General features: G+C 66.2%; 13 protein-coding genes. 4 read left to right on the top strand and 9 right to left on the bottom strand.

What is annotated here, in order from left to right:
• Positions 1-10: 10 nt before the first annotated feature.
• Positions 11-610 carry an NfuA family Fe-S biogenesis protein gene (locus ACUDTM_RS05905; RefSeq protein ID WP_049417239.1) on the bottom strand — a complete coding sequence of 200 codons (600 nt, stop codon included), beginning with the start codon at positions 608-610 and terminating at the stop codon, positions 11-13.
• 90 nt (positions 611-700) lie between these two features.
• Between ACUDTM_RS05905 and ACUDTM_RS05910 the strand changes: the two genes are divergently transcribed.
• The 3 genes from ACUDTM_RS05910 (at position 701) to zupT (ending at position 2,372) form a co-directional block, all read left to right on the top strand.
• Positions 701-1,051 carry a 4a-hydroxytetrahydrobiopterin dehydratase gene (locus tag ACUDTM_RS05910; protein ID WP_021203009.1) on the top strand — a complete coding sequence of 117 codons (351 nt, stop codon included), beginning with the start codon at positions 701-703 and terminating at the stop codon, positions 1,049-1,051.
• Complete coding sequence (locus tag ACUDTM_RS05915) at positions 1,048-1,464, top strand: energy transducer TonB (RefSeq protein WP_111200747.1); 417 nt, start codon at positions 1,048-1,050, stop codon at positions 1,462-1,464. Before ACUDTM_RS05910 ends, ACUDTM_RS05915 begins: the two co-directional genes overlap by 4 nt.
• A gap of 98 nt (positions 1,465-1,562) precedes the next feature.
• Positions 1,563-2,372, top strand: a complete 810-nt coding sequence (zupT, locus tag ACUDTM_RS05920) for a zinc transporter ZupT (protein WP_072168365.1) — start codon at positions 1,563-1,565, stop codon at positions 2,370-2,372.
• A 347-nt stretch (positions 2,373-2,719) separates the two neighbouring features.
• Here the strand turns inward: zupT and ACUDTM_RS05925 are convergent, their stop codons facing one another.
• The gene (locus ACUDTM_RS05925) at positions 2,720-3,694 is read right to left on the bottom strand and encodes an RluA family pseudouridine synthase (protein ID WP_049397926.1); all 975 of its coding nucleotides are present in this window, start codon (positions 3,692-3,694) and stop codon (positions 2,720-2,722) included.
• A gap of 407 nt (positions 3,695-4,101) precedes the next feature.
• On the opposite strand from ACUDTM_RS05925, the gene ACUDTM_RS05930 reads away from it, so the two are divergent.
• Positions 4,102-7,344: an Rne/Rng family ribonuclease gene (locus ACUDTM_RS05930; protein ID WP_353761195.1), complete on the top strand. Its 3,243-nt coding sequence runs from the start codon at positions 4,102-4,104 to the stop codon at positions 7,342-7,344.
• A 167-nt stretch (positions 7,345-7,511) separates the two neighbouring features.
• Here the strand turns inward: ACUDTM_RS05930 and ACUDTM_RS05935 are convergent, their stop codons facing one another.
• The 7 genes from ACUDTM_RS05935 to ACUDTM_RS05965 form a co-directional block, all read right to left on the bottom strand.
• On the bottom strand, positions 7,512-8,396 hold the full coding sequence (locus ACUDTM_RS05935) for an endonuclease/exonuclease/phosphatase family protein (RefSeq protein WP_032954315.1): 885 nt from the start codon (positions 8,394-8,396) through the stop codon (positions 7,512-7,514).
• Between the two features lie 2 nt (positions 8,397-8,398).
• The gene (locus ACUDTM_RS05940; RefSeq protein WP_353080280.1) at positions 8,399-11,566 is read right to left on the bottom strand and encodes a discoidin domain-containing protein; all 3,168 of its coding nucleotides are present in this window, start codon (positions 11,564-11,566) and stop codon (positions 8,399-8,401) included.
• Positions 11,563-12,399 carry a carbohydrate ABC transporter permease gene (locus ACUDTM_RS05945; RefSeq protein WP_005417620.1) on the bottom strand — a complete coding sequence of 279 codons (837 nt, stop codon included), beginning with the start codon at positions 12,397-12,399 and terminating at the stop codon, positions 11,563-11,565. The genes ACUDTM_RS05940 and ACUDTM_RS05945 overlap by 4 nt, the downstream gene beginning before the upstream one ends.
• Entirely contained in the window at positions 12,396-13,277 is an 882-nt protein-coding gene (locus ACUDTM_RS05950) for a carbohydrate ABC transporter permease (RefSeq protein ID WP_005410323.1), read from the bottom strand. The genes ACUDTM_RS05945 and ACUDTM_RS05950 overlap by 4 nt, the downstream gene beginning before the upstream one ends.
• Positions 13,274-14,614, bottom strand: coding sequence for a sugar ABC transporter substrate-binding protein (locus tag ACUDTM_RS05955; protein ID WP_252744460.1), 1,341 nt, complete (start codon positions 14,612-14,614; stop codon positions 13,274-13,276). The genes ACUDTM_RS05950 and ACUDTM_RS05955 overlap by 4 nt, the downstream gene beginning before the upstream one ends.
• Before the next feature lie 4 nt (positions 14,615-14,618).
• The gene (locus ACUDTM_RS05960; RefSeq protein ID WP_088496671.1) at positions 14,619-16,223 is read right to left on the bottom strand and encodes a glucoamylase family protein; all 1,605 of its coding nucleotides are present in this window, start codon (positions 16,221-16,223) and stop codon (positions 14,619-14,621) included.
• Positions 16,224-16,472: 249 nt separating this feature from the next.
• Positions 16,473-19,529, bottom strand: a complete 3,057-nt coding sequence (locus ACUDTM_RS05965) for a TonB-dependent receptor (protein ID WP_353761199.1) — start codon at positions 19,527-19,529, stop codon at positions 16,473-16,475.
• Positions 19,530-19,538: the final 9 nt, after the last annotated feature.

Raw genomic sequence — 19,538 nt, forward strand, 5'->3', positions numbered from 1 at the left:
GCGTCAGCGATCAGGCGACGTTGTCGCGCGGAATGTACGGCGCGTGGCCGCTGTCGTGGTCGGTCGCGTCGCGCACGGCGGTCACGCCCGGCACGCGGCCCATCAGGGTCTTTTCGATGCCCTGCTTGAGCGTCACGTCGGCCATGCCGCAGCCCTGGCAGCCACCACCGAAGCGCAGCAGCACCACGCCGTCGGCCGAGACTTCCTGCACGGCCACCTTGCCGCCATGCGAGGCCAGCTGCGGATTGACTTCGTTCTCCACCACCCAGTGCACGCGCTCGACCAGCGAGGCCGCATCACCGGGCGCTTCACCCTTGATGCGCGGCGCCTTGATGGTCAACTGCTGGGCACCGGCGGTGCCGGCGACGATGTCGATCTCTGCGCCGTCGAGCCAGCCAACGCTGCCGGCATCGACATAGAGGGTGAAGCCATCGCAGTCCACCGCCCACTCGTCGCCCAGCAGGTCGGTGGGTTCGGCGAATTCCAGCCGGGCGTCGGCGCGCGGGGTACCGGGGTCGACCGCGCTCAGGCGCACGCCCATGCCAGGCACGCCCTCGCGTTCGATCAGCTTGCGGAAATGGGTCTGGGCAGTGTCGGAGATCTGGATCATCAGGCTATTCTAGCCAAGTAAGCGTCAGCCGCTCATTCGGTTTATACACCGTCCGGCGCATTGTTCAGTCAACACGAGGTGGAGATTCCCATGGCCGACCTGATTCCACTGGCCCAGGCCCGTTGCGTGCCACGCAAAGGCAGCGACCACAAGCTCGGCGAAGCCCGCCTGGCCGAACTGCTGCCGCAGGTTCCCGGCTGGGAGCTGAGCGAGGGCGGGCAGGCCCTGACGCGCACCTTCCGCTTCAAGGATTACTACGCCACCATGGCCTTCGTGAACGCGCTGGCCTGGATTGCCCATCGCGAGGACCACCACCCGGACCTGGGCGTGCACTACGACCGCGCGGTCGTGCGCTTTTCCACCCATGACGTGGGCGGTCTGAGCGAGAACGACTTCATCTGCGCGGCAAAGACTTCGGCCCTGACGGAGCAACTGCCATGAACGTACGCTTGCTGAACCTGTCCCTGATCGCTGCGACCGGCCTGGCCGGCTGCGGCTCGTCCGAACCGCCGGCACCACCGCCGCCACCGCCGACCGAAGTCGCAGCAGTGAAGACGCCGCCGCCGCAGTACCCGCTTGAACTGGCCTGCATGGGCGTGGGCGGCACCAGTACGTTCAAGGTGACCATCGGCACCGACGGCAAGCCGAGCGAGGTCGCCCTGCTGACTGGCGCGGGCAACCCGCAGCTGGACGAACTGGCCAAAACCGCCGTGCAGGGCTGGCAGTTCAAGGCCGCGACACGCAATGGCCAGCCGGTGCCGGCCACCATCCAGGTGCCGGTCAGCTTCAACCCGCCGCAGCCGAAGCCGGACCAGTGCTTCGCCATTGAAGAGCGCCTGCGCCGCGGCGGCTGATCGCACGCAACCCGACGAGGCCAGCCGGCGCCCGCCTCGCCCTCGCCGCCCCGGTCCTGTCCGGGGCGGTTGTCTGTTGACCAGGACTGCGTCGGTAGATGCTGCAGATTCCCCCCGAAAACATCTGGATTGCGCTGGCGGTCACCCTCGCGGCCGGCCTCGCCACTGCGATCGGCAGCCTGCTGGTGCTGTTCTCGCGCCGCCCCAACCCGCGCCTGCTGGCCTTCGGCCTGGCCTTCGCCGGCGGCGCGATGGTCTATGTGTCGCTGTCGGAAATCCTCAACAAGTCCATTGCTTCGTTCGCACTGGCCCATGGCGAGCGCACCGGTTTCACCTACGGCACCCTCGCGTTCCTGCTGGGCGTGATCGTGATCGTGATGATCGACCACTTCATTCCCAACCCGCATGACAGCCTGGACAAGCAGGATCCCGCGTTCCGCGAGAACAGCCGCGAGTACCTGAAGCGGGTGGCGCTGCTGACTTCCGTCGCGATCACCGCGCACAATTTCCCGGAAGGGCTGGCGACCTTCTTCGCCACGCTGGAAAGCCCGTCGGTGGGCATGCCACTGGCCTTTGCGATTGCCATCCACAACATCCCCGAGGGCATCGCGATCGCGGTGCCGGTGTACTTCGCCACCCAGAACAAGGCCTATGCATTCAGCGCCAGCCTGCTGTCGGGCCTGGCCGAGCCGGTGGGCGCGGCGCTCGGCTACTGGTTGCTGTCCGGGTCGCTGTCGCACGCCACCTTCGGCTGGGTGTTCGGGCTGATTGCCGGCGTGATGGTGTTCCTGGCACTGGACGAGCTGCTGCCGGCCGCCAAGCGCTATGCGAAGGGCCACGAGACCGTTTATGGGCTGGTGGCCGGCATGGGCACGCTGGCGATCAGCCTGGTGCTGTTCAAATGGTGAGGGGTTTGCGGCCGACGGGCTGAGCCCCTTCGCGGCTGGTACGTCCCACAGTATCGAGAGGTCACGGGCGGGTATGGGCCTACGCTGCGGATGTCCGGGTCCGCCTTGTAGCGAGCCGAGCACCGCAGGTCCGGCGAGGGCGAAGAGGCGCGGGTGTCTGAGCGCAGCGAGTTCCGCGCCGTCCCTCGGCGGACCGAGGAGCGCAGGGCACCGGCGCGCGGCGCCGGCTCGCGGATGGCGGCGTGTTTCTTTGGTTACTTTCTTTGCACGAGCAAAGAAAGTGACAAGCCCACTCTCCGCAGGGAAGCGACGGCGCCGACCGAGCACCCGGCGCCGCCGAACCGCCGTCAGCGCAGACGGTCCAGCGCCTCGACCAGCTCATCCGCCAGCGGCGCGTTCAGCACATACGGGCTCTTGCCGTCGTCCAGTGCAAACTCCAGCGAGGCCGCGTGCAGGAACAGGCGCTTCAGCCCGATCTGCTCACGAAGCCGCTTGTTGACCGCAGGATCGCCGTATTTGTCGTCACCGGCCACCGGATGGCCCAGATGCTGGGCATGCACGCGGATCTGATGGGTGCGGCCGGTTTCGATGCGCACCTCGCAGTACGACTGGCCGCCGCGGCGCTCCAGCACCCGGAAGTGACTGATCGATTCCTTGCCGATCGCATTGACCTGTACATGGCGCTCGCCACCCTGGCGCAGGCCCACGTGCAGCGGCGCGTCGACGGTCATCACGCCGTCCGGCATGCGGCCGGCCAGCAGGGTCAGGTAGCGCTTGCGGATGCCGGCGCCGTGGTCTTCACGCAACAGCGCCTGCAGTTCGCTCAGCGCCGAACGCTTCTTGGCCACGATCAGCAGGCCCGAGGTGTCGCGATCCAGCCGATGGACCAGCTCCAGTGTCTGTCCCGGGCGCAACGCGCGCAGAGTCTCGATGGCACCGAAGCTGATGCCGCTGCCGCCATGGCTGGCCACGCCGGAGGGCTTGTTCAGGGCCAGCAGCCGGGCGTCCTCGAAGACGATGGCCTGCTCCAGGCGCCGCATGAACGCCTCTGGCGGGCCGGCCTTGTCTCCTTCCTCACTGAGACGGACCGGCGGCACACGCACCTCATCGCCCGCCTCCAGCTTGCGCTCGGCCTTGGCGCGGCCGCCGTTCACCCGAACCTGCCCGCTGCGCACCAGCTTGTACACCAGGCTGCGCGGGGCTCCCTTCAGCTGGCCGAGCAGGAAGTTGTCCAGGCGCTGGCCGGCGCGGTCGGCGGGAACGGTGATCATGCGCACGGAAGGCTTGTCGCCAGCGGGTTTGGTCGGGTCTTGGGCGGTCATCAGGCTGTTTATTCTGTTACACTCGGGGGGCGAGATAAGGGATTGATTTCGTTGGAAGTTACTCAGGGCCAGAAGCCCAGCTTCCGACGAATCCGGCACAGTGCGCGACCACCGCCCGCGGGGCGGCCATGTTAGCGGCTCACCGGCCTTCCCGGCCATCGCCGGATGCCTGACACGCAACCGTGCTGAACATGTCCCGCGTGGCGCTCCAGCCTGGCTGACAGCTGCCTGCGGCCCTGCAACACCCAAAACCCATAAGAGTGAAGCGCTCCCGCGGCCTGCCGTGGTGTCGTAGCGCTGGAAACCCAAGCCGCCCTCCCCGCGCTTGCGCGAATGGGCGGCGAGCCGTGTCCAGAGGCGAAACCCCATGGCGTTCCGCGCGGTAGCCGCTTGCGAGGAACGCAACAATGAAGCGAATGCTGATCAACGCCACGCAGGCTGAAGAGCTGCGTGTTGCCATCGTGGATGGCCAGTCGTTGTATGACATCGACATCGAACAGCCGTCGAAGGAACAGAAGAAGTCCAACATCTACAAGGGCCGGATCTTCCGCATCGAGCCCTCGCTGGAAGCCGCCTTCGTCGAGTACGGCGGTGGCCGCCATGGCTTCCTGCCGCTGAAGGAAATCTCCCGTGACTACTTCCAGGCCGGTGTCGACCACAACAAGGCCGGCATCCGCGAGCTGCTGAAGGAAGGTCAGGAGATCGTTGTCCAGGTCGACAAGGAAGAGCGTGGCAACAAGGGCGCCGCCCTGACCACGTTCATCTCGCTGGCCGGCCGCTACATGGTGCTGATGCCGAACTCGCCCAGCGCCGGCGGCGTGTCCCGCCGCATCGAGGGCGAAGACCGTGCCGCGCTGAAGGAGGCCCTGGACAAGCTGAACATTCCCGACGACATGGGAGTGATCATCCGTACCGCCGGCGTCGGTCGCGATGCGGAAGAGCTGCAGTGGGACCTGGACTACCTGCTCAACGTCTGGCGCGCCATCGCCGAAGCCGCACTGAGCAAGCCGGCCCCGTTCCTGATCTACCAGGAATCGCGCCTGATCGTGCGCGCCCTGCGTGACTACCTGCGCGCCGACATCGGCGAGATCCTGGTGGACACCGAGGAGATGTACGAGCACGCCCGCGAGTTCATGCAGCAGGTGATGCCGCAGACCCTGCGCAAGCTCAAGCACTACAAGGACGACATCCCGCTGTTCAACCGCTTCCAGATCGAGTCGCAGATCGAAGGTGCCTACGAGCGCAACGTGCGCCTGCCGTCGGGTGGCTCGATCGTGGTCGACCAGACCGAAGCACTGACCGCAGTCGACGTGAACTCCTCGCGCGCCACCAAGGGCAGCGACATCGAGGACACCGCGTTCCAGACCAACCTGGAAGCGGCCGAGGAAGTGGCCCGCCAGCTGCGCCTGCGCGACCTGGGCGGCCTGGTGGTGATCGACTTCATCGACATGGCCTCCAACAAGCACCAGCGCGAGGTCGAGAATCGCCTGGCCAACGCGCTGAAGTACGACCGTGCCCGCGTGCAGGTCGGCCGCATCTCGCGCTTCGGCCTGCTGGAAATGAGCCGCCAGCGCCTGCGCCCGAGCCTGGGCGAATCCAGCCAGATCGTCTGCCCGCGTTGCGACGGCCACGGCCGCATGCGCAGCGTCGAGTCGCTGTCGCTGTCGATCATCCGCGTCGCCGAAGAGCACGCGATGAAGGAGAACACCGGGCAGGTGCTGGTCCAGGCGCCAGTGGAGATCGCCAACTACCTGTTGAACGAGAAGCGCAGCGCCCTGCGCGAGATCGAGCAACGCCACGAAGCGCCGATCGTGATCGTCGCCGACGAGCAGCTGCACACCCCGCACTATGCGGTCACCCGCCTGCGTGAGAACGAGCTCGGTGAAGAGAGCAGCAAGCCCAGCTACCAGCGCGGCACCCCGCGCAAGCTGCCGGTGCACGCCCTGACCAAGGGCCAGCTGAACATCCCGCCGCCGGCAGTGACCCAGGTCAAGCACACCTCTCCCGCCCCGGTGCGCGAGGAAGCGGCTCCGGCTGCAGCCGCTCCGGCTCCGGTCGTGGCAGCGCCCGTGGCGCCGGCTTCGAGCGGCGGCGTGATCGGTTGGCTCAAGCGCGTGTTCGGTGGCGAGCCGGCGCCGGCGCCGGCTCCGGCCGCCCCGGCTCCGCGCCAGCAGCAGGACGGTGGTCGCAAGGACCGCAACAAGGATCGCAACAAGGATCGCAAGGACCGTCGCGACGAAAACCGTGGCAACGGTGGCAACGGCAACGCGCAGCAGCAGAAGGATGGCGGCAACCGCAAGGACCGTGGTGAGCAGCGCAACAAGGACGGCCGCAACGGCAACAACGGCAATGCCCAGCAGCAGCCGCAGCAGGGCAGGCAGAAAGAGCCGCAGCAGAAGGATGGCCAGCAGCAGCCGCAGCAGCAGAACAAGCCGCGCAACGAGCAGCAGGGCCAGGGCCAGAACCAGCCGAAGCTGAAGCAGCCCAAGCAGCCGCGCCAGCAGCAGGACGGTGACAAGCCGGCCGAGAAGCCGCAGCGCAACGTCGCCGAAGCCCCGGTTGAAGGTGTGACCGCGGCAGCAGCTGTGGCCGCCAACGCCGTCGCCGCCAACGTGGTGACCGCGCAGGAAGCCACTGCACCGGTCGCCCCGGTTGCCCCGGTGGCCGCCGCTCCGGTGGACGCAGTACCGGTCGAGACCGCTGCCGGCGAGGCCGAGGTGGTTGCGGTTGCCGCTGAAGAGACTGCAGCCGACGCCCATGGCGAGCAGGCTGGCGAAGGTGCAACCCGCCGCCGTCGCGGCCGTCGTGGCGGCCGTCGTCGTCGTCGCGGTGGCGCCGAGAACGCTGCCGGTGGTGACGGCCTGGGCGATGACCAGGACGAGGGTGACGAGGGTGATGACGCCGAGGGCGTCGAGCCGAACGTCGACAGTGCCGCCCCGGCCACTCCGGTCGCCGCCGCACAGCCGACCCGTGCGCAGCCGGAATTCGATTTCGATGACGAAGCCGAACCGGTTGCTGTCGAAGCCGAGAAGCCGGTCCGTGTTGCCGCCGCTGCTGTCGCCGCACCGGCGGCGGTGGTGAGCAGCGCCGTGGTCGAGACTGCCGCACCGATCACCGCCGAAGTGCCGGCGGCGGTTGAAGCCGCAGCCAAGGCAGAGCCGGTGTCCTCGCCGGTGCAGACCAGCATGCTCGATGCCATCGACGCAGCAACCCCGGCGCAACCGGTGGCTGTTGCCGCACCGGCGGTCGAAGCAAAGCCGGTCGCGGTGGAAGCAGCCCCGGTGGCTGAAGTCACTCAGGCGATCGAAGCGAAGCCGGCGGCAGTCGAGGCTGCACCGGTGGCTGAAGCCAAGCCGGCCGCTACCGAAGCCGCTCCGGTGGCAGAAGCCAAGCCGGAGATCGTTGAGGCTGCTCCGGTGGTTGAAGCCAAGCCGGTCGTCGAGACCGCGCCGGTGGCCGAACAGCCGGTCGCTCCGGTGGCAGTTGAAGCTGCACCGGTGGAAGCTGCGGCCCCGGTCGCCGATGCAGTGGTGACACCGTCGATCGATCCGGTCGCCGATGGCCACGCCGATGCGGCAGCCCAGGCGGCCGAAGCCAAGGCCGACGAAGAAGACGAAGAAGGCGCCAAGCGCACGCCGCCGGCGAACTGATCGCGCTTTGATCGCGTGAAAGAACGGCGGGGATCGATGATCCCCGCCGTTTCTGTTTGTGCGCCGGGCGCGTGCAGCACTCTGGTAGAGGCCAACCCTGGTCGGCGCCGTTGTTGGAGCGAACGCGGACACGTCCGTGCCAACCAAAGGTGGCACCTACCAGGACATCAGTGCGCCGGAGCGAATTGCAGGCGGGTCCACACGCCATAATGGTCCGAGGCCCAGCGACCGCTGTCATCGGGCTGGTCGAACAGGAGCTTGGCCTCACGTGCGACCATCGCGTCCTGCTGGAAGAAGATGTGGTCGATCCGCGAGGCCACCGGGTAGTAGTGCCTGTTCAGCGTACTGACCCCGGCCAGGTCGGTGTTGACGTGCACGCTGCCGTAGCTGTCACCGTAATGGCTGCGCAGCTCGCTCAGGTCACTGGCATCGACCAGCGCGTTGAAGTCGCCCGCGATCACCACCGGTGCGCCGGCTGAGGTGCTGGCGATGAAGCGCAGCAGGTCCTCGACCTGGGTGCGACGGATGCGCTGGCCATTTTCGTCGCTGCGCTCGTTGAAGTGGGTGGCATAGACGTTGACCGCCTTGCCGTCCACATTGATGCGCAGATGGGCGACCGTCCGGTAGTCGTCCAGCGGCTGTAGCAGGTGCTCACCCTGGGCGAGGATCGGCCGCCGGGTCAGCAGCGCATTGCCGTAACGTTTCGGCGCACCCACCGGATCGGTGGACACGAACACGTACTTGTAGCCGAGTTGGCTGGCCAGCCACTGCGCCTGGTTGCGCACGTTGCGGCGCTGGATCACCTCCTGCAGGGCAACCGCATCCGGCTGCAGGCGCTTGAGCTCGGCCAGGATGGTGCGGCGGCGGCTCGGCCAGTCCTCGCGGTCGTGATGCAGGTTGAAGGTCACCATGCTCATGCCTGGTGCGCTGGCGATGTCAGCCGCTGTCGCGGCGGTTGGCACGGCTGCCATCACGGCACCCGGCAATGCCAATGCAATGGCCAGTCCCAGGGCACGCACGGCCGTGCGCACTCTTCCCCCCTGCTGCTTCATCGTTACTGCCCCTTGCGCTCGGCGCGGCGCACCGCGCCCGGTACATCGATCTCGACCCGCGCCGGCAGCTGGTGCACGTGCAGTTCCCTGTCGGTCCATTCGGCCGCTTCGCCGTTGATGGTCGCCTCGCCCGGATCACCGGCGTACGGCCACGGCAAGACCACGCCACCGACCGGTGGCACCAGGCCCGGCTGCACCTCCAGCACCAGCTGCTTGTCGCTGCGCTGCAGGCGGTAGTTGAGCTGGCCCTGCGGCGTGCGCAGGCCCTGCACAGCGATGCCGTCGCCCTGCAGCCAGGCGGTCGGAATGCCGGCGGCCAACACCAGCGCATCGTCCATGTCACGGCTGTAGGCGAACATGTCCAGGGCCGAGCGCACGAAGTCCGAGGCGACCCAGGCATGCGGCAGGTCACCGACGAAGAACGGCTTGCGCGGCGTGCGCGAGACGACTTCGGCCCACTGGTTCCAGGCCTGCGGCGCACGGTCCTTGAAGAAGAACTCAGTCGCCTGCCAGGCGCGATCGCGCCAGCCAAGGCGGACGAAGGCGGCCACGTTGCGCCACTCGTAGGGCGTGTAGTCCTTCCACTCGCGCTTGCCGTCCCGACGGGCCACGAATTCCTTCCAGTAGCGCTCGAAAGTGGCATCGAGCGCCTGCTGCGGAAGGCGCCCCTGTTCACCGCCCGGAGCCAGCGCGATGGTGGTCGAGGTCGCATCGAAATCGCCCAGCTCGGCCGAGCCCGGCAGGTAATCGATGTTGTGCTGCTGCATCGCCGACAGCAGCGAGGCCTGCAGGTCATCACGGAACTGGTCACGCGATTCGGCAATCTGCATGGCTTCGACCTTGCCCAGCTGGGCCGCCAGCGATGCCGCATCCTTGTAGCCGCGCAAGGCCCAGAAATTGTCCCAGTACGAATGCATCGGCTTGGCCGAATAGCCTTCGTGGCTGATCGAGGCCGGCATCATCCCGTAGAACGCCGGATTGCGCGCCCGATTCTCGTCCGTGCGCTCGCTGGCGCGAAGCTGCTCCATGTAGTTGTAGGCGCCCTGCACATGCGGCCACATCAGTTCGGCGAAGGTGCTGTCACCGGTATAGCGCCCATACTCGGCAATGCTGTAGATCAGCTCGCCATGGCTGTCGTTCTCGGGCACCGGATCGCTGCCACGTGCATCGACACAGCACGGCACCTTGCCATTCTCGAACTGATAAGGCGCATACCAGTTGATGTAATCACGCACCGCATCACTGCGCCCCATGCGCAGAAGGCCCTCTGAAATCATCGCGCCATCGCGGATCCAGCTGCGCGCGTACGAGCGCGTGCCCGGCTGCAGGCGCGGGCCGACCCGCGAGATCAGCATGTGCGCCACGGCGGTGCGCAGGGTATCGACCAGTGCCTGGCCCGCAGCCGGTACCTGCAACGAGACCACCCCCAGCTTCTGCCGCCACTGCTCTGCGACCTGTGCCTGCGCCTTGGCCACATCCAGCGCCTGCGGCGCCCAGCCTCCGGTCTGTGGCAACACCACCGCCACTTCTCGGCTCTGGCCAGGCTCCAGCTTGATCGTATACAGCAGCGCACCGGACGCCATGCCGGTGCTGTCCTTCACCGCCGTGCTGGCCGGGTATTTCCCGGAGGCCAGATGCATCGCGTCGAGCTTGCCATCGAACGTGCTGGCAAAGCGCGCATCCGGCACCTGCAACGGATAGATGCGCGGCTCACCGTTGATGCGCACCAGCTGTTCGCCCACATCCAGCGCATCGATGCGACTGAAGCCGCCGACGGTATTGAGGAACTGGGTCGGCGGGTTCACCTGCCACGGCCGGATCGCCAGCGCCAGGGTGTACTCGTGCGCCACCTTGTCCGGATTGCTCAACCGGTAGCGGCCGATCAGCTGCGCGCGCTCCGGCGTGCCCTGCACGAAGCTGGTTACCGCCAGGCCGGCCTTCTCATGCACCCAGTCGACATTGGCGATGGGCAGGTAGCGATCCTGCAGCGACTGGGTGATGGTCACCGTCGACCAGTCCAGCAACTTGCCGTCCACGCGGATGAACGGCTCGATGCTGAAACTGCCCTTGGCCGGTTCCAGCGCACCGTCCTCGCTGATCAGTGCCTGCTCCTGGCCGCCATCGAGGCCGAGCAGGGTCCAGTACGGCTGTTCGCCCACATATGCACGCGGCAGCGAGCCGCGCGGCAGGTCGGCCGCCACCGAGGACAGGAATGCGTTCGGCGTGGCCGCGAACGCCAGCGGCTTGAGCGTGATGTCACGGATGCCATAGCGCCAGTTCGGGCCATCGTGCAGATCGAAGCGCACGTAGCGCGCGTCGGTATCCGGCAGCGCCAGCCAGTCGCGGCCGCCCGCACCGCCGGTCACCTCGCGCACGGTGCGCCAGTCCCGGCCATCCTCGGACGTCCGCACGGTGTAGCGATTGGCTTCCAGGTTCGGCAGCCAGTCAATCACCGCGCCGCCGATCTCGCGGCTCTTGTGCAGGTCCAGGCTGATGGTCTGCTGCTTGACCCCGCCACTGATCCAGAACGTATCGCTCTTTCCGTCGATCATCCGGTCCTGCAGCGCGGTGGCGGTGTCGGCGATCACCGATGGCACCAGCGCCGAATCATCCTGCGGCGGCAGGCCCTGCAGGGTCAGCTTGTCGAAGCACACCGTGCCACGGCCGCCGACCTTGCTGTAGATCGTGAACTCGACCGCAGCGCTGCGCGCCATCTCCTTATCCGGCGATGGCCCCCATGCCTTGTCGATCTGGCGACGGCGGTATTCGACCGGCGTCCACGCCTTGGGGAAGCTGTAGCCCGGACGGTTGACCCACCAGACATTATCGCCGCTGGCATCGATCAGCTTGAACTGCAGGTCGTTGCCCGGCGAATCTCCCCGCAGCTGGAAGCCGAAGCGGTAGTTGGCCGGGTACTCGATACCCAGCGCGCGGCGGATGCCGACGTAGCCCGACACCTTGTGGAAATCGTAGTCCAGGCACAGCGCGCGGCCGCCACCGGCACCGCTCACCGGCCGCAGCGAACCGCTGACCTGGTCGGACAGCACCAGCTTCCAGGCGCCGATGTCGTCGAAATCGTCCAGTACCTTCGGCGCCGGCAGTGCCGGTGGTGCGGCGATCGCCAGGGAAGTCCACAACAGGCCCAGTCCAACGGCGATCGCTCGCTTCATCCCTTGACGCTCCCCAGCAACAGACCTTGGATGTAGTACCGCTGCAGCACCAGGAACAGTGCCAGCACCGGAACCACGGTGACCACCGCGCCAGCCATCATCATTTCCACGTCCATGATGTGCTCGCGCGAGAGGGTGGCCAGCGCCACCGGCAAAGTGTAGTGCTCCTGGTCGGTCAACACGATCAGCGGCCACATGAAATCGTTCCATGCACCCATGAAGGTGAAGATCGCCAGGGTCACCAGTACCGGCTTGAGCATCGGCAGCACGATCTGGAAGAAGATGCGCAGCTCCCCCGCGCCATCGATGCGCGCCGCTTCAAGCAGCTCGTCCGGGATCGAACGCGCGTACTGGCGCACCAGGAAGATGCCGAACACGCTGGCCAGCGCCGGCACGATCACCCCGCCAAAGCTGTTGACCAGGCCCAGCTGCTTCATCAGCAGGAACAGCGGCAGCATCGCCACCTGCGCCGGAATCACCAGCGCTGCCATCAGCACCTGGAACAGGCGTTCGCGGCCAACGAAGTTGAGCTTGGCGAAGGCGTAGCCAGCCATGGTGTTGAGCAGCAGCGAACCCAGCGTGATAGCCAGCGACACCAGCAGGCTGTTGGCGAAGTTGCCGCCCATGCCGGTGCGCGCGAACAGCTCGTGGTAGTTGTGCGTGGTGATGCTCGAAGGCAGCAGTGGCGGCGGGAAATGACTGGCCTCGCCCTGCGGCATGAACGAGACCGAGAGCATCCACAGCAGCGGTGCAAGGCTGACCAGGGCCAGCACCAGCAACGCACCATTGATCATCCACGGATACCAGCGCGACTGGCCGATTTCACGACTCATACCAACTGCCTCTTGCGGCCGAAACGCAGCATCACGGTGGTCACCGCCAGGATGATCAGGAACAGCAGGAACGCCACCGCGGAGGCGCGCCCCAGGTTCCACCACTTGAAGCCTTCCTCGAACATGAAATACAGCACGCTGACGGTGCTCTGCAGCGGATCACCGCGGGTCATGACATACGGCTCGGCGAACAGCTGGAAGTAGCCGGACACGGTGATCACCCCGACCACCAGCAGTACCGGGCCGAGCATCGGCAGGGTAATGTGCAGGAACTGCTTCCAGCGCGAAGCGCCGTCGATGCGCGCGGCTTCGTACAGGTCATGCGGGATCGCCTGCAGGCCGGCGAGGAAGATCACCATGTTGTAGCCGAAGTTCTTCCACACCGCGAACAGCATGATGGTCGGCATCGCCCAGTTGGGATCACCCAGCCAGTCGATCGGACTGATGCCCAGATGGCCCAGCCCGTAGTTCACCAGGCCATAGCTGGTATGGAACAGGTAGCGCCAGATCACCGCCACCGCCACCAGCGTGGTCACCACCGGCGCGAACAGTGCCGTACGGAACAGGGCCTTGAAGCGTGCGGCCGGTGCGTTGAGCAGCATGGCCGCGCCCAGCGACACACCAATCGACAACGGTACGCCGATCAGCACGAAGTAGGTGGTATTCCACAGCGACTTCCAGAACATCGGCGTCTGCAGCAGGTCGATGTAGTTGCCCAGGCCGACGAAGCGCAGGTTGCTGCTGTCGGCCAGTGCATAGAGGTCGAAGTCGGTCACGCTCAGTGCCAGCGCCGAGGCGACCGGCAGGCCGAAGAACACGCCCAGCACGATCAGCGAGGGGCCGGCGAAGATCCAGCCGGCCAGCGAAGTACGTTTCATTGCGCGCTCCCGGCGGCCACTGCGCTGCTCGATTGCGGCGACGGCGCGCGCTCCTGCAGGCGTTGTTGTTCATGCATCCAGCGGCGCTTGGCCAGCACCTTGTCCACGCGCTGGTCCAGTTCGGCCACGGCCTTGTCCTGCGGCAGGCCACCGCGCACCACCTTCTCGGTGACAATGCGCATTTCCTGCACGATGCGCTCCCATTCGAGCACCTTCGGCGTCGGCTTGACCCGCTCCAGCTGATCGCGGAACGCGGCGGCCAGCGGATCGTTGGCCAGCGACGGCGCGTTCCAGGCGCTGCGGCGTGGCGGCAGGTCGCCGATGATCGAATGGAAGCGTGCCTGGATCTGCGGGCGCGACAGGAATTCGATCAGCTTCCAGGACGCCTGCTTCTGCTGCGACTTGCGGAAGATCACCAGGCTGGTGCCGCCGGCGATGCCCGCGCCCGGACCGTCGGGCCCCGGCAGCGCAGCGGTGCCCCACTGTCCTTCCAGTTCCTTCGGCTGCAGTTTCTTGAACTCGCGGATGTTCCAGGGGCCGGAGATGTAGAACACGTTGAAGCCGCGGAAGAATTCATCCCAGACGTTGGAGATCTGCGTCTCGGACATCTTCGGCGCCCAGCCCTGCTCGAACATGTTGGCGTAGAAGGACAGCGTGCGGCGGAACCCCGGGCTGGCGAAATTGCCGCGGGTATCGTCGTCGCGCAGCAGCGGGTCGGGCTGCTGCAGGGCCAGCGACAGCTGCTGCTCGAACTCGTTGATCGGCATCAGCACTGCGTAGCGGTTCGGGCCCTGCATGCGCTTGATCGCCGCCATCTGCTCGTCCCACTCGGCCCAGGTACGCGGCGGGTGGTCGTAGCCGGCCTTGGCCAGCAGGTCCTTGCGGTAGTAGATCAGGCGCGTATCGACGTACCACGGCACGCCGACCAGCTCGCCGTGGATCACGTTGGTATCCCAGATGCCCTGGAAGTAATCTTTCGGATCGACCACAGTGGAGCGCTGCACGAACGGCTGCAGCGGGGTCAATGCATCGAGTTCTGCGAACTCCGGCACCCAGGTGTTGCCGAGCTGGCACACGTCCGGCAGGCCATCGGCGGCGAACGCGGTCAGCAGCTTTTCGTGCGCGGCGGTCCACGGGATGTTCTGCACATCCACCTTGATGCCGGGATTCTCGGCCTCGAACTCGTGGATCAGCTCGCTGACCACCTCGGCTTCGCGGCCCATCGCCCAGAAGCGCACGGTGGTGGTGCCCGGTTCGGTGCGGGCGCAGCCGGCCACGGCCAGGGTGGCCAGGGCAGGCAGCGCCCAGCGGCGCAGGCGGTCGATCCAGTTCGGCATCGGGTTACTTGCCCTGGCCTGTGGTGCGGTTGGCATTGTTCTTCTGTTCCTGCGCGGCAGCCGCGCGTGATTCGGCGATACCCACCGCGCGTGCTGCCGCGGCCTTTTCGTCCTTCTGCAGTTCCAGCGGCTGGAACGACCCTTCCGGCGCCAGCCAGCCGCCGCTGAATCCGGCCCGCTCCAGGCCCTTGCGGATGTACGGATTCTTCTTCATCACTTCCCAGACGAAGTCGTTGCGGTAGTTGGCGATCATGGTCAGGATCGGCCCCTGGTCGATGGCGATGTAGTCGCTGGCGACCCAGCCGCGATCCGGCACCAGGCGACCGGTCTTGATCGGGATGTCGTAGTTGAAGCTGGGATTGAACGAATCCAGGAAGCCGTAGCTGGAATAGATGTAGTCGCCGTAACGCTTGTGCATTTCCAGCGTCGCCGGGATCACCTGCTCGGGCGCGAACACCACCGAGGCGATCGCCGCAGTCGGGGCAATGGTGCCGTCATCGAAGTTCTCGCGCAGGCCGGCGCCGCGCGAGGAGTAGTGGCGGAACTGGCGCTGTTCGCCGCGGTACTCCTGCGTGGTGTTCTGCGGGCCATCGCTGGCGGTCAGGCCCCACACGTTCTCGCCATAGTCCTTCCACTGCATCGGGTTGGCGATGGCGTACTCGCGCTGGGCCAGCGCGGCCGAGCGGCTGTTGAGGAAATAGGTGCTGCCGCGCTCGCGCATGTACGCGTCCTGGATATCGCGGAAATCGATCCAGACGTGGCTGTACTGGTGGCCGAACAGCGGGCCGAAGGACAGGTATTCCTGGCCCTGGTAGACACCCCAGTCGTTGTCATAGGTGCGCGTCCACACTGTCCACGCGTCCGGGCTGACCGGGTGCGTGGGCGAGCCCAGGGCGAGGATGTAGACCATCATCGCCTCGTTGTAGCCCATCCAGTCGTGGTCGATGAAGCCGCTCTCCGGGAACCAGCCCATCGAGATCAGCGGTGCACGCTGCTGCAGCCACGGCCAGTCGACCTTCTTGTACAAGGTATCGGCAATCTGGCGGATTTCCTTCTCGCGCGGATCGTCACCGTCGTAGTACGACTGCGCGAACAGCACGCCCATCATCAGCAGTGCGGTATCCACGGAGGAAAGTTCGACCCAGCTGTCGTAGCGACGGCCTTCCTGCATGTCCAGGAAGTGGTAGTAGAAGCCCTTGTGGCCGGCCTTGCCGGTGCGCTGTGGGCCCATCGGCACGTCGCGGAAGAACTTCAGCGTGGTCAGGGTCCGGTCGATCGCCTGGTTGCGGCTGACCCAGCCGTTCTCGATACCGATGGGATAGGCGGTCAGCGCGAAACCCACCGACGCGATGCTGGCGAACGGCCGCGACGGATAGCGGTCCGGGGTCAGGCCATTGATCTCGTTGGTGGTGTCCCAGAAGAACTGGAAGGTGCGGCGCTCGATGTCATCGAACAGCGGCGGCAACTCCGGCTTCATCGGCCGCGGCGGTGCATCGGCCTCGATCAGGATCACCGGCGGGCGCGGCTTGGCAGGTTCCTGCTGGGCCGGCTGGCAGGCGGCCACCGCCAAGCACAGCATTGCGGCGGACAACAGATGGCGTGCCTGCATGGCGCGGTTCCTCCGGTGGTCTGATCGATGGGAAAGCATACCGTCCAATGATCTGAAATCGTTTACAAGATGAGCTCTTAAAAAACCACGAAAAACGTGGTTTGACACCGCGATCATTGCCCACGCCGCTGCCCCCTGCCCGGCAGCGGCGTGGGCAATGGACCGGCACGGGGCCGGCCATTGCCGTTCTCACACAATCGATGCCGCCGGCGGACCGGCGGCATCGGATACAGCAGCAGGCGGCGCCGCTTAGAAGCGGAAGCCCACCTCGGCCTTCACCTGGCGCGGAGTGCCGATGATGTCGCCGGTCTCGTTGTAGCTGGCCTGCAGCTTGCCGTTGGTCTTGACGTAGTTGTAGGTGGAGAAGTTGTCGAAGTTGAACACGTTGATGATGTCCAGACGGGCGTACAGCTCGGTGTTGCCCGCCAGCTTGAACGTCTTCGTCGCCTGCAGGTCAACCGAACGGTAGCCGAAGATCTTGCCACCCACCAGGAACTTGCCGGTTGCATTGGGCACGGCCGCCTGCGGGGTCGGCAGGGTGTAGCCGCTGGCCTGCATCACCGGGTACCAGTCGTTGACGGCGGTCGGGGTGGCCAGGGTGATCTTGCCGCCGAAGGTGATGCCCCAGAAGCCCGCGTACGAACCGGTCACCACCAGGCGGTGGCGCGGTGCGCCGTTGGAGCGGATGGTCGGGTAGTCACCGATCAGGCCGCGGTCAAAGGCGTACTTCTCGTTGATGTCGCGGTTATGGCGCGCGGTGGTCCAGGTGTAGGCGATCGAGGTGCCCCAGCCGCTTTCCTTGGTGAACGGCTTCTGTGCCGACAACAGGACCTGGGTGGCACGGGTCTTGATGCCCTGCTGGCCGATGATCAGGCTGCCGAAGCCCGGCACGTTGCAGCTCCAGGCCTGGCTCAGGCCCGGGGAGGTGCCACCACACAGGCGCGGATCATCGAAGAACTGGCCGGTCGGGTAGCGGTTGCCCAGGGTGAAGGCGAAGCCGTCGTAACTCAGGGTACGGGCAATGGTGGCGTCGGTCAGCCAGTCGCCGATCTGGTTGCTCATGCCCAGGCTGAACTGATCCGAGTACGGCGCCTTCAGCTTGTTGTTCAGCAGGTCCACTTCCAGGCCGGCATTGCTGGTCGCGCCGACCAGGGCCTGCAGGTTGCCGATCCCGTTGAGCAGGTTCGGGTTCCAGTCATAGCAGGCGGCCTGGCCGTTGATGCAGGCGCCGGTAGCCGGGTTGCGGAAGTAGATGGTCGGCTGCGGCAGGGCCAGCTTGGTGGTTTCCAGCTGCAGGTTGTCGAACAGGTCACGGTCGTAGGAACGGCCGGCACCACCGTGGATCACGTGCTGCTCGTCGGCGTTGATGTCATACGAGAAGCCCAGGCGCGGCTGCCAGGCGTCCTTGAACGCCTTGCGGTTGTGGCCGTTGCTGATGTAGTCGCTGATGTCCAGGCCGCCCAGTGCCAGCGAATCGGCATAGGTCTGGCCAGCGGGGGCGCGCGGATCCTGCGAATAGATGGCGTCGACCACCTGCTGCGGGGTCACGAAGTCCAGGTAGGACGGGGTCTTTTCGTAGTCCCAGCGCAGGCCGATGTTCAGCTGCAGGTGATCGTTGACCTGCCAGTCGTCCTGGATGAACACGCCGTACTGCTTGGACTTCGAACGCACTTCGCCGGACACGCCGGTCACGCCGGTCACCGGCTTGACGAACTGCGCCTTGTACGGAATGGAATCGGGGAAGTCCGGATCGCCCAGCGAGTACGTGAAGGTCGGATTGATCTGCGCCGCATCGGATGCGTACAGATCGATCGCCTTGTACTTCACGCCCATCTTGATGGTGTGGTCACCGGCCCACTGGATGCCATCCAGGGTCAGGTTGTCTTCGATCGACCAGCCCTTCTGGCCCTTCACCTGCGAATCCAGTGCCGAGGCGCCACCGATCTTCACGATGGTGCGGTCTTCGGGGCCGTCCGGTGCGGTGTAGGTGATGCCGTTGGCCAGCGTCAGCGGGGTCGGGTTGTTGAACGAGTCTTCGTGGGTGACCATCAACTCGTTGTAGTAGCGCTCACCACTGTGGTTCCAGCGCAGGGCATAACGACGGTCGGTGTTGACCACTTCACGGCCGGCTTCCGGCGAGGTCTGGCCACTGAACTGCGACTGGGTTTCGTCGCGGTCCTGGAAGGTCAGCTCGATGCGGTCGTTGTCGGTCGGCTCGAAGTCGATCTTGCCGAAGATCAGATCCTGCTGGAACGGCTGGCTGGCCGGGCCGAGGCCGGCGGCACCGGCGGGCGGCAGCAGGCCGGCAGCGCCGGTGACCGCGCCATCCGGCGCGATGGTGACCGGCAGGTCGAAGCGCTTGGCTTCGTAGGTCACGAAGAAGTGCGCCTTGTCCTGGATGATCGGGCCGCCCAGGGCGAAGCCGTATTCCTTCTCGGCCGAGACCATCTTCTCCTTGCCGCCCTGCCGCTCGGCCGGGGTCTTGGCACGCATGTCTTCATCGGTGTAGCGGTAGAACGCTTCACCCTTGAACTCATTGGTACCGGACTTGGTCGCAGCCGTCACTGCGGCGCTCGACACCTGGCCATACTCGGCCTTGTAGTTGCCGCTGATGACCTTGTATTCGCCGATGGCCAGCTGCGGGAACGGGTTACCGGCGCTGCCGGACTGGCCGGCCACGCCGCCGCCCTTGACGTAGCTCTTCTGGCCGACGCCGTCGATGTAGACGTTGGTGCCATCTGCATTGGTGGCGCCGCCGCGCAGCGAGGTGTTGCCCTTGGCATCGCGGGTGAAGATCAGGCCCGGCACCGCGTCGGCGAACTCCAGGAAGTTGCGCGACACCTGCGGGGTGGTCTGGATCTGCTGCAGGCTGACGGTCTTGCCAACTTCGGAGGTGCGCACTTCCTGCAGCAGGGTCGGCGCAACAACGTTGACGGTGTCCAGGTTGGTGGCCGCGGTCGAGCCCGCGGTGCTGCTGGCTGCGCCAGCGAAGTTCAGCGTCGCGGTCGAAGCCACGGTGACGGTGACCTTCTGGGTCTGGCCGTTGGCGACCACGTTGTACGTGCCCGGATCCAGGCCCATCAGCGAGTAGCTGCCGTCGGCGCGGATGGTGCCACGGCGGACGGTACCGGTGGCCACGTTGGTGGCGGTCACTTCGGTGCCGGCCTGGGCACCGGCAACCTGGCCGCGCAGGCTGGCGTTGGCCGACTGCGCCATGACGTTCGGGGCGGCAGCCAGCATCAGGCAGCTGACCAGAGCGGTGCTCAGCAGCCGGCGCGCCGGCATGCGGAAGGTGGTATGCATCATCAACTCAAT

Source organism: Stenotrophomonas maltophilia group sp. vghtpe118 (assembly GCF_052605195.1).

Bases quoted from the DNA above. Each gene is read 5' to 3' on its own strand.
- ACUDTM_RS05950 (WP_005410323.1), bottom strand. From the start codon at position 13,277: ATGAAACGTACTTCGCTGGCCGGCTGGATCTTCGCCGGCCCCTCGCTG.
- ACUDTM_RS05940 (WP_353080280.1), bottom strand. From the start codon at position 11,566: ATGAAGCGAGCGATCGCCGTTGGACTGGGCCTGTTGTGGACTTCCCTG.
- ACUDTM_RS05905 (WP_049417239.1), bottom strand. From the start codon at position 610: ATGATCCAGATCTCCGACACTGCCCAGACCCATTTCCGCAAGCTGATC.
- ACUDTM_RS05935 (WP_032954315.1), bottom strand. From the start codon at position 8,396: ATGAAGCAGCAGGGGGGAAGAGTGCGCACGGCCGTGCGTGCCCTGGGA.
- ACUDTM_RS05915 (WP_111200747.1), top strand. From the start codon at position 1,048: ATGAACGTACGCTTGCTGAACCTGTCCCTGATCGCTGCGACCGGCCTG.
- ACUDTM_RS05930 (WP_353761195.1), top strand. From the start codon at position 4,102: ATGAAGCGAATGCTGATCAACGCCACGCAGGCTGAAGAGCTGCGTGTT.
- ACUDTM_RS05925 (WP_049397926.1), bottom strand. From the start codon at position 3,694: ATGACCGCCCAAGACCCGACCAAACCCGCTGGCGACAAGCCTTCCGTG.
- ACUDTM_RS05945 (WP_005417620.1), bottom strand. From the start codon at position 12,399: ATGAGTCGTGAAATCGGCCAGTCGCGCTGGTATCCGTGGATGATCAAT.
- ACUDTM_RS05965 (WP_353761199.1), bottom strand. From the start codon at position 19,529: ATGATGCATACCACCTTCCGCATGCCGGCGCGCCGGCTGCTGAGCACC.
- ACUDTM_RS05955 (WP_252744460.1), bottom strand. From the start codon at position 14,614: ATGCCGAACTGGATCGACCGCCTGCGCCGCTGGGCGCTGCCTGCCCTG.
- zupT (WP_072168365.1), top strand. From the start codon at position 1,563: ATGCTGCAGATTCCCCCCGAAAACATCTGGATTGCGCTGGCGGTCACC.
- ACUDTM_RS05960 (WP_088496671.1), bottom strand. From the start codon at position 16,223: ATGCAGGCACGCCATCTGTTGTCCGCCGCAATGCTGTGCTTGGCGGTG.
- ACUDTM_RS05910 (WP_021203009.1), top strand. From the start codon at position 701: ATGGCCGACCTGATTCCACTGGCCCAGGCCCGTTGCGTGCCACGCAAA.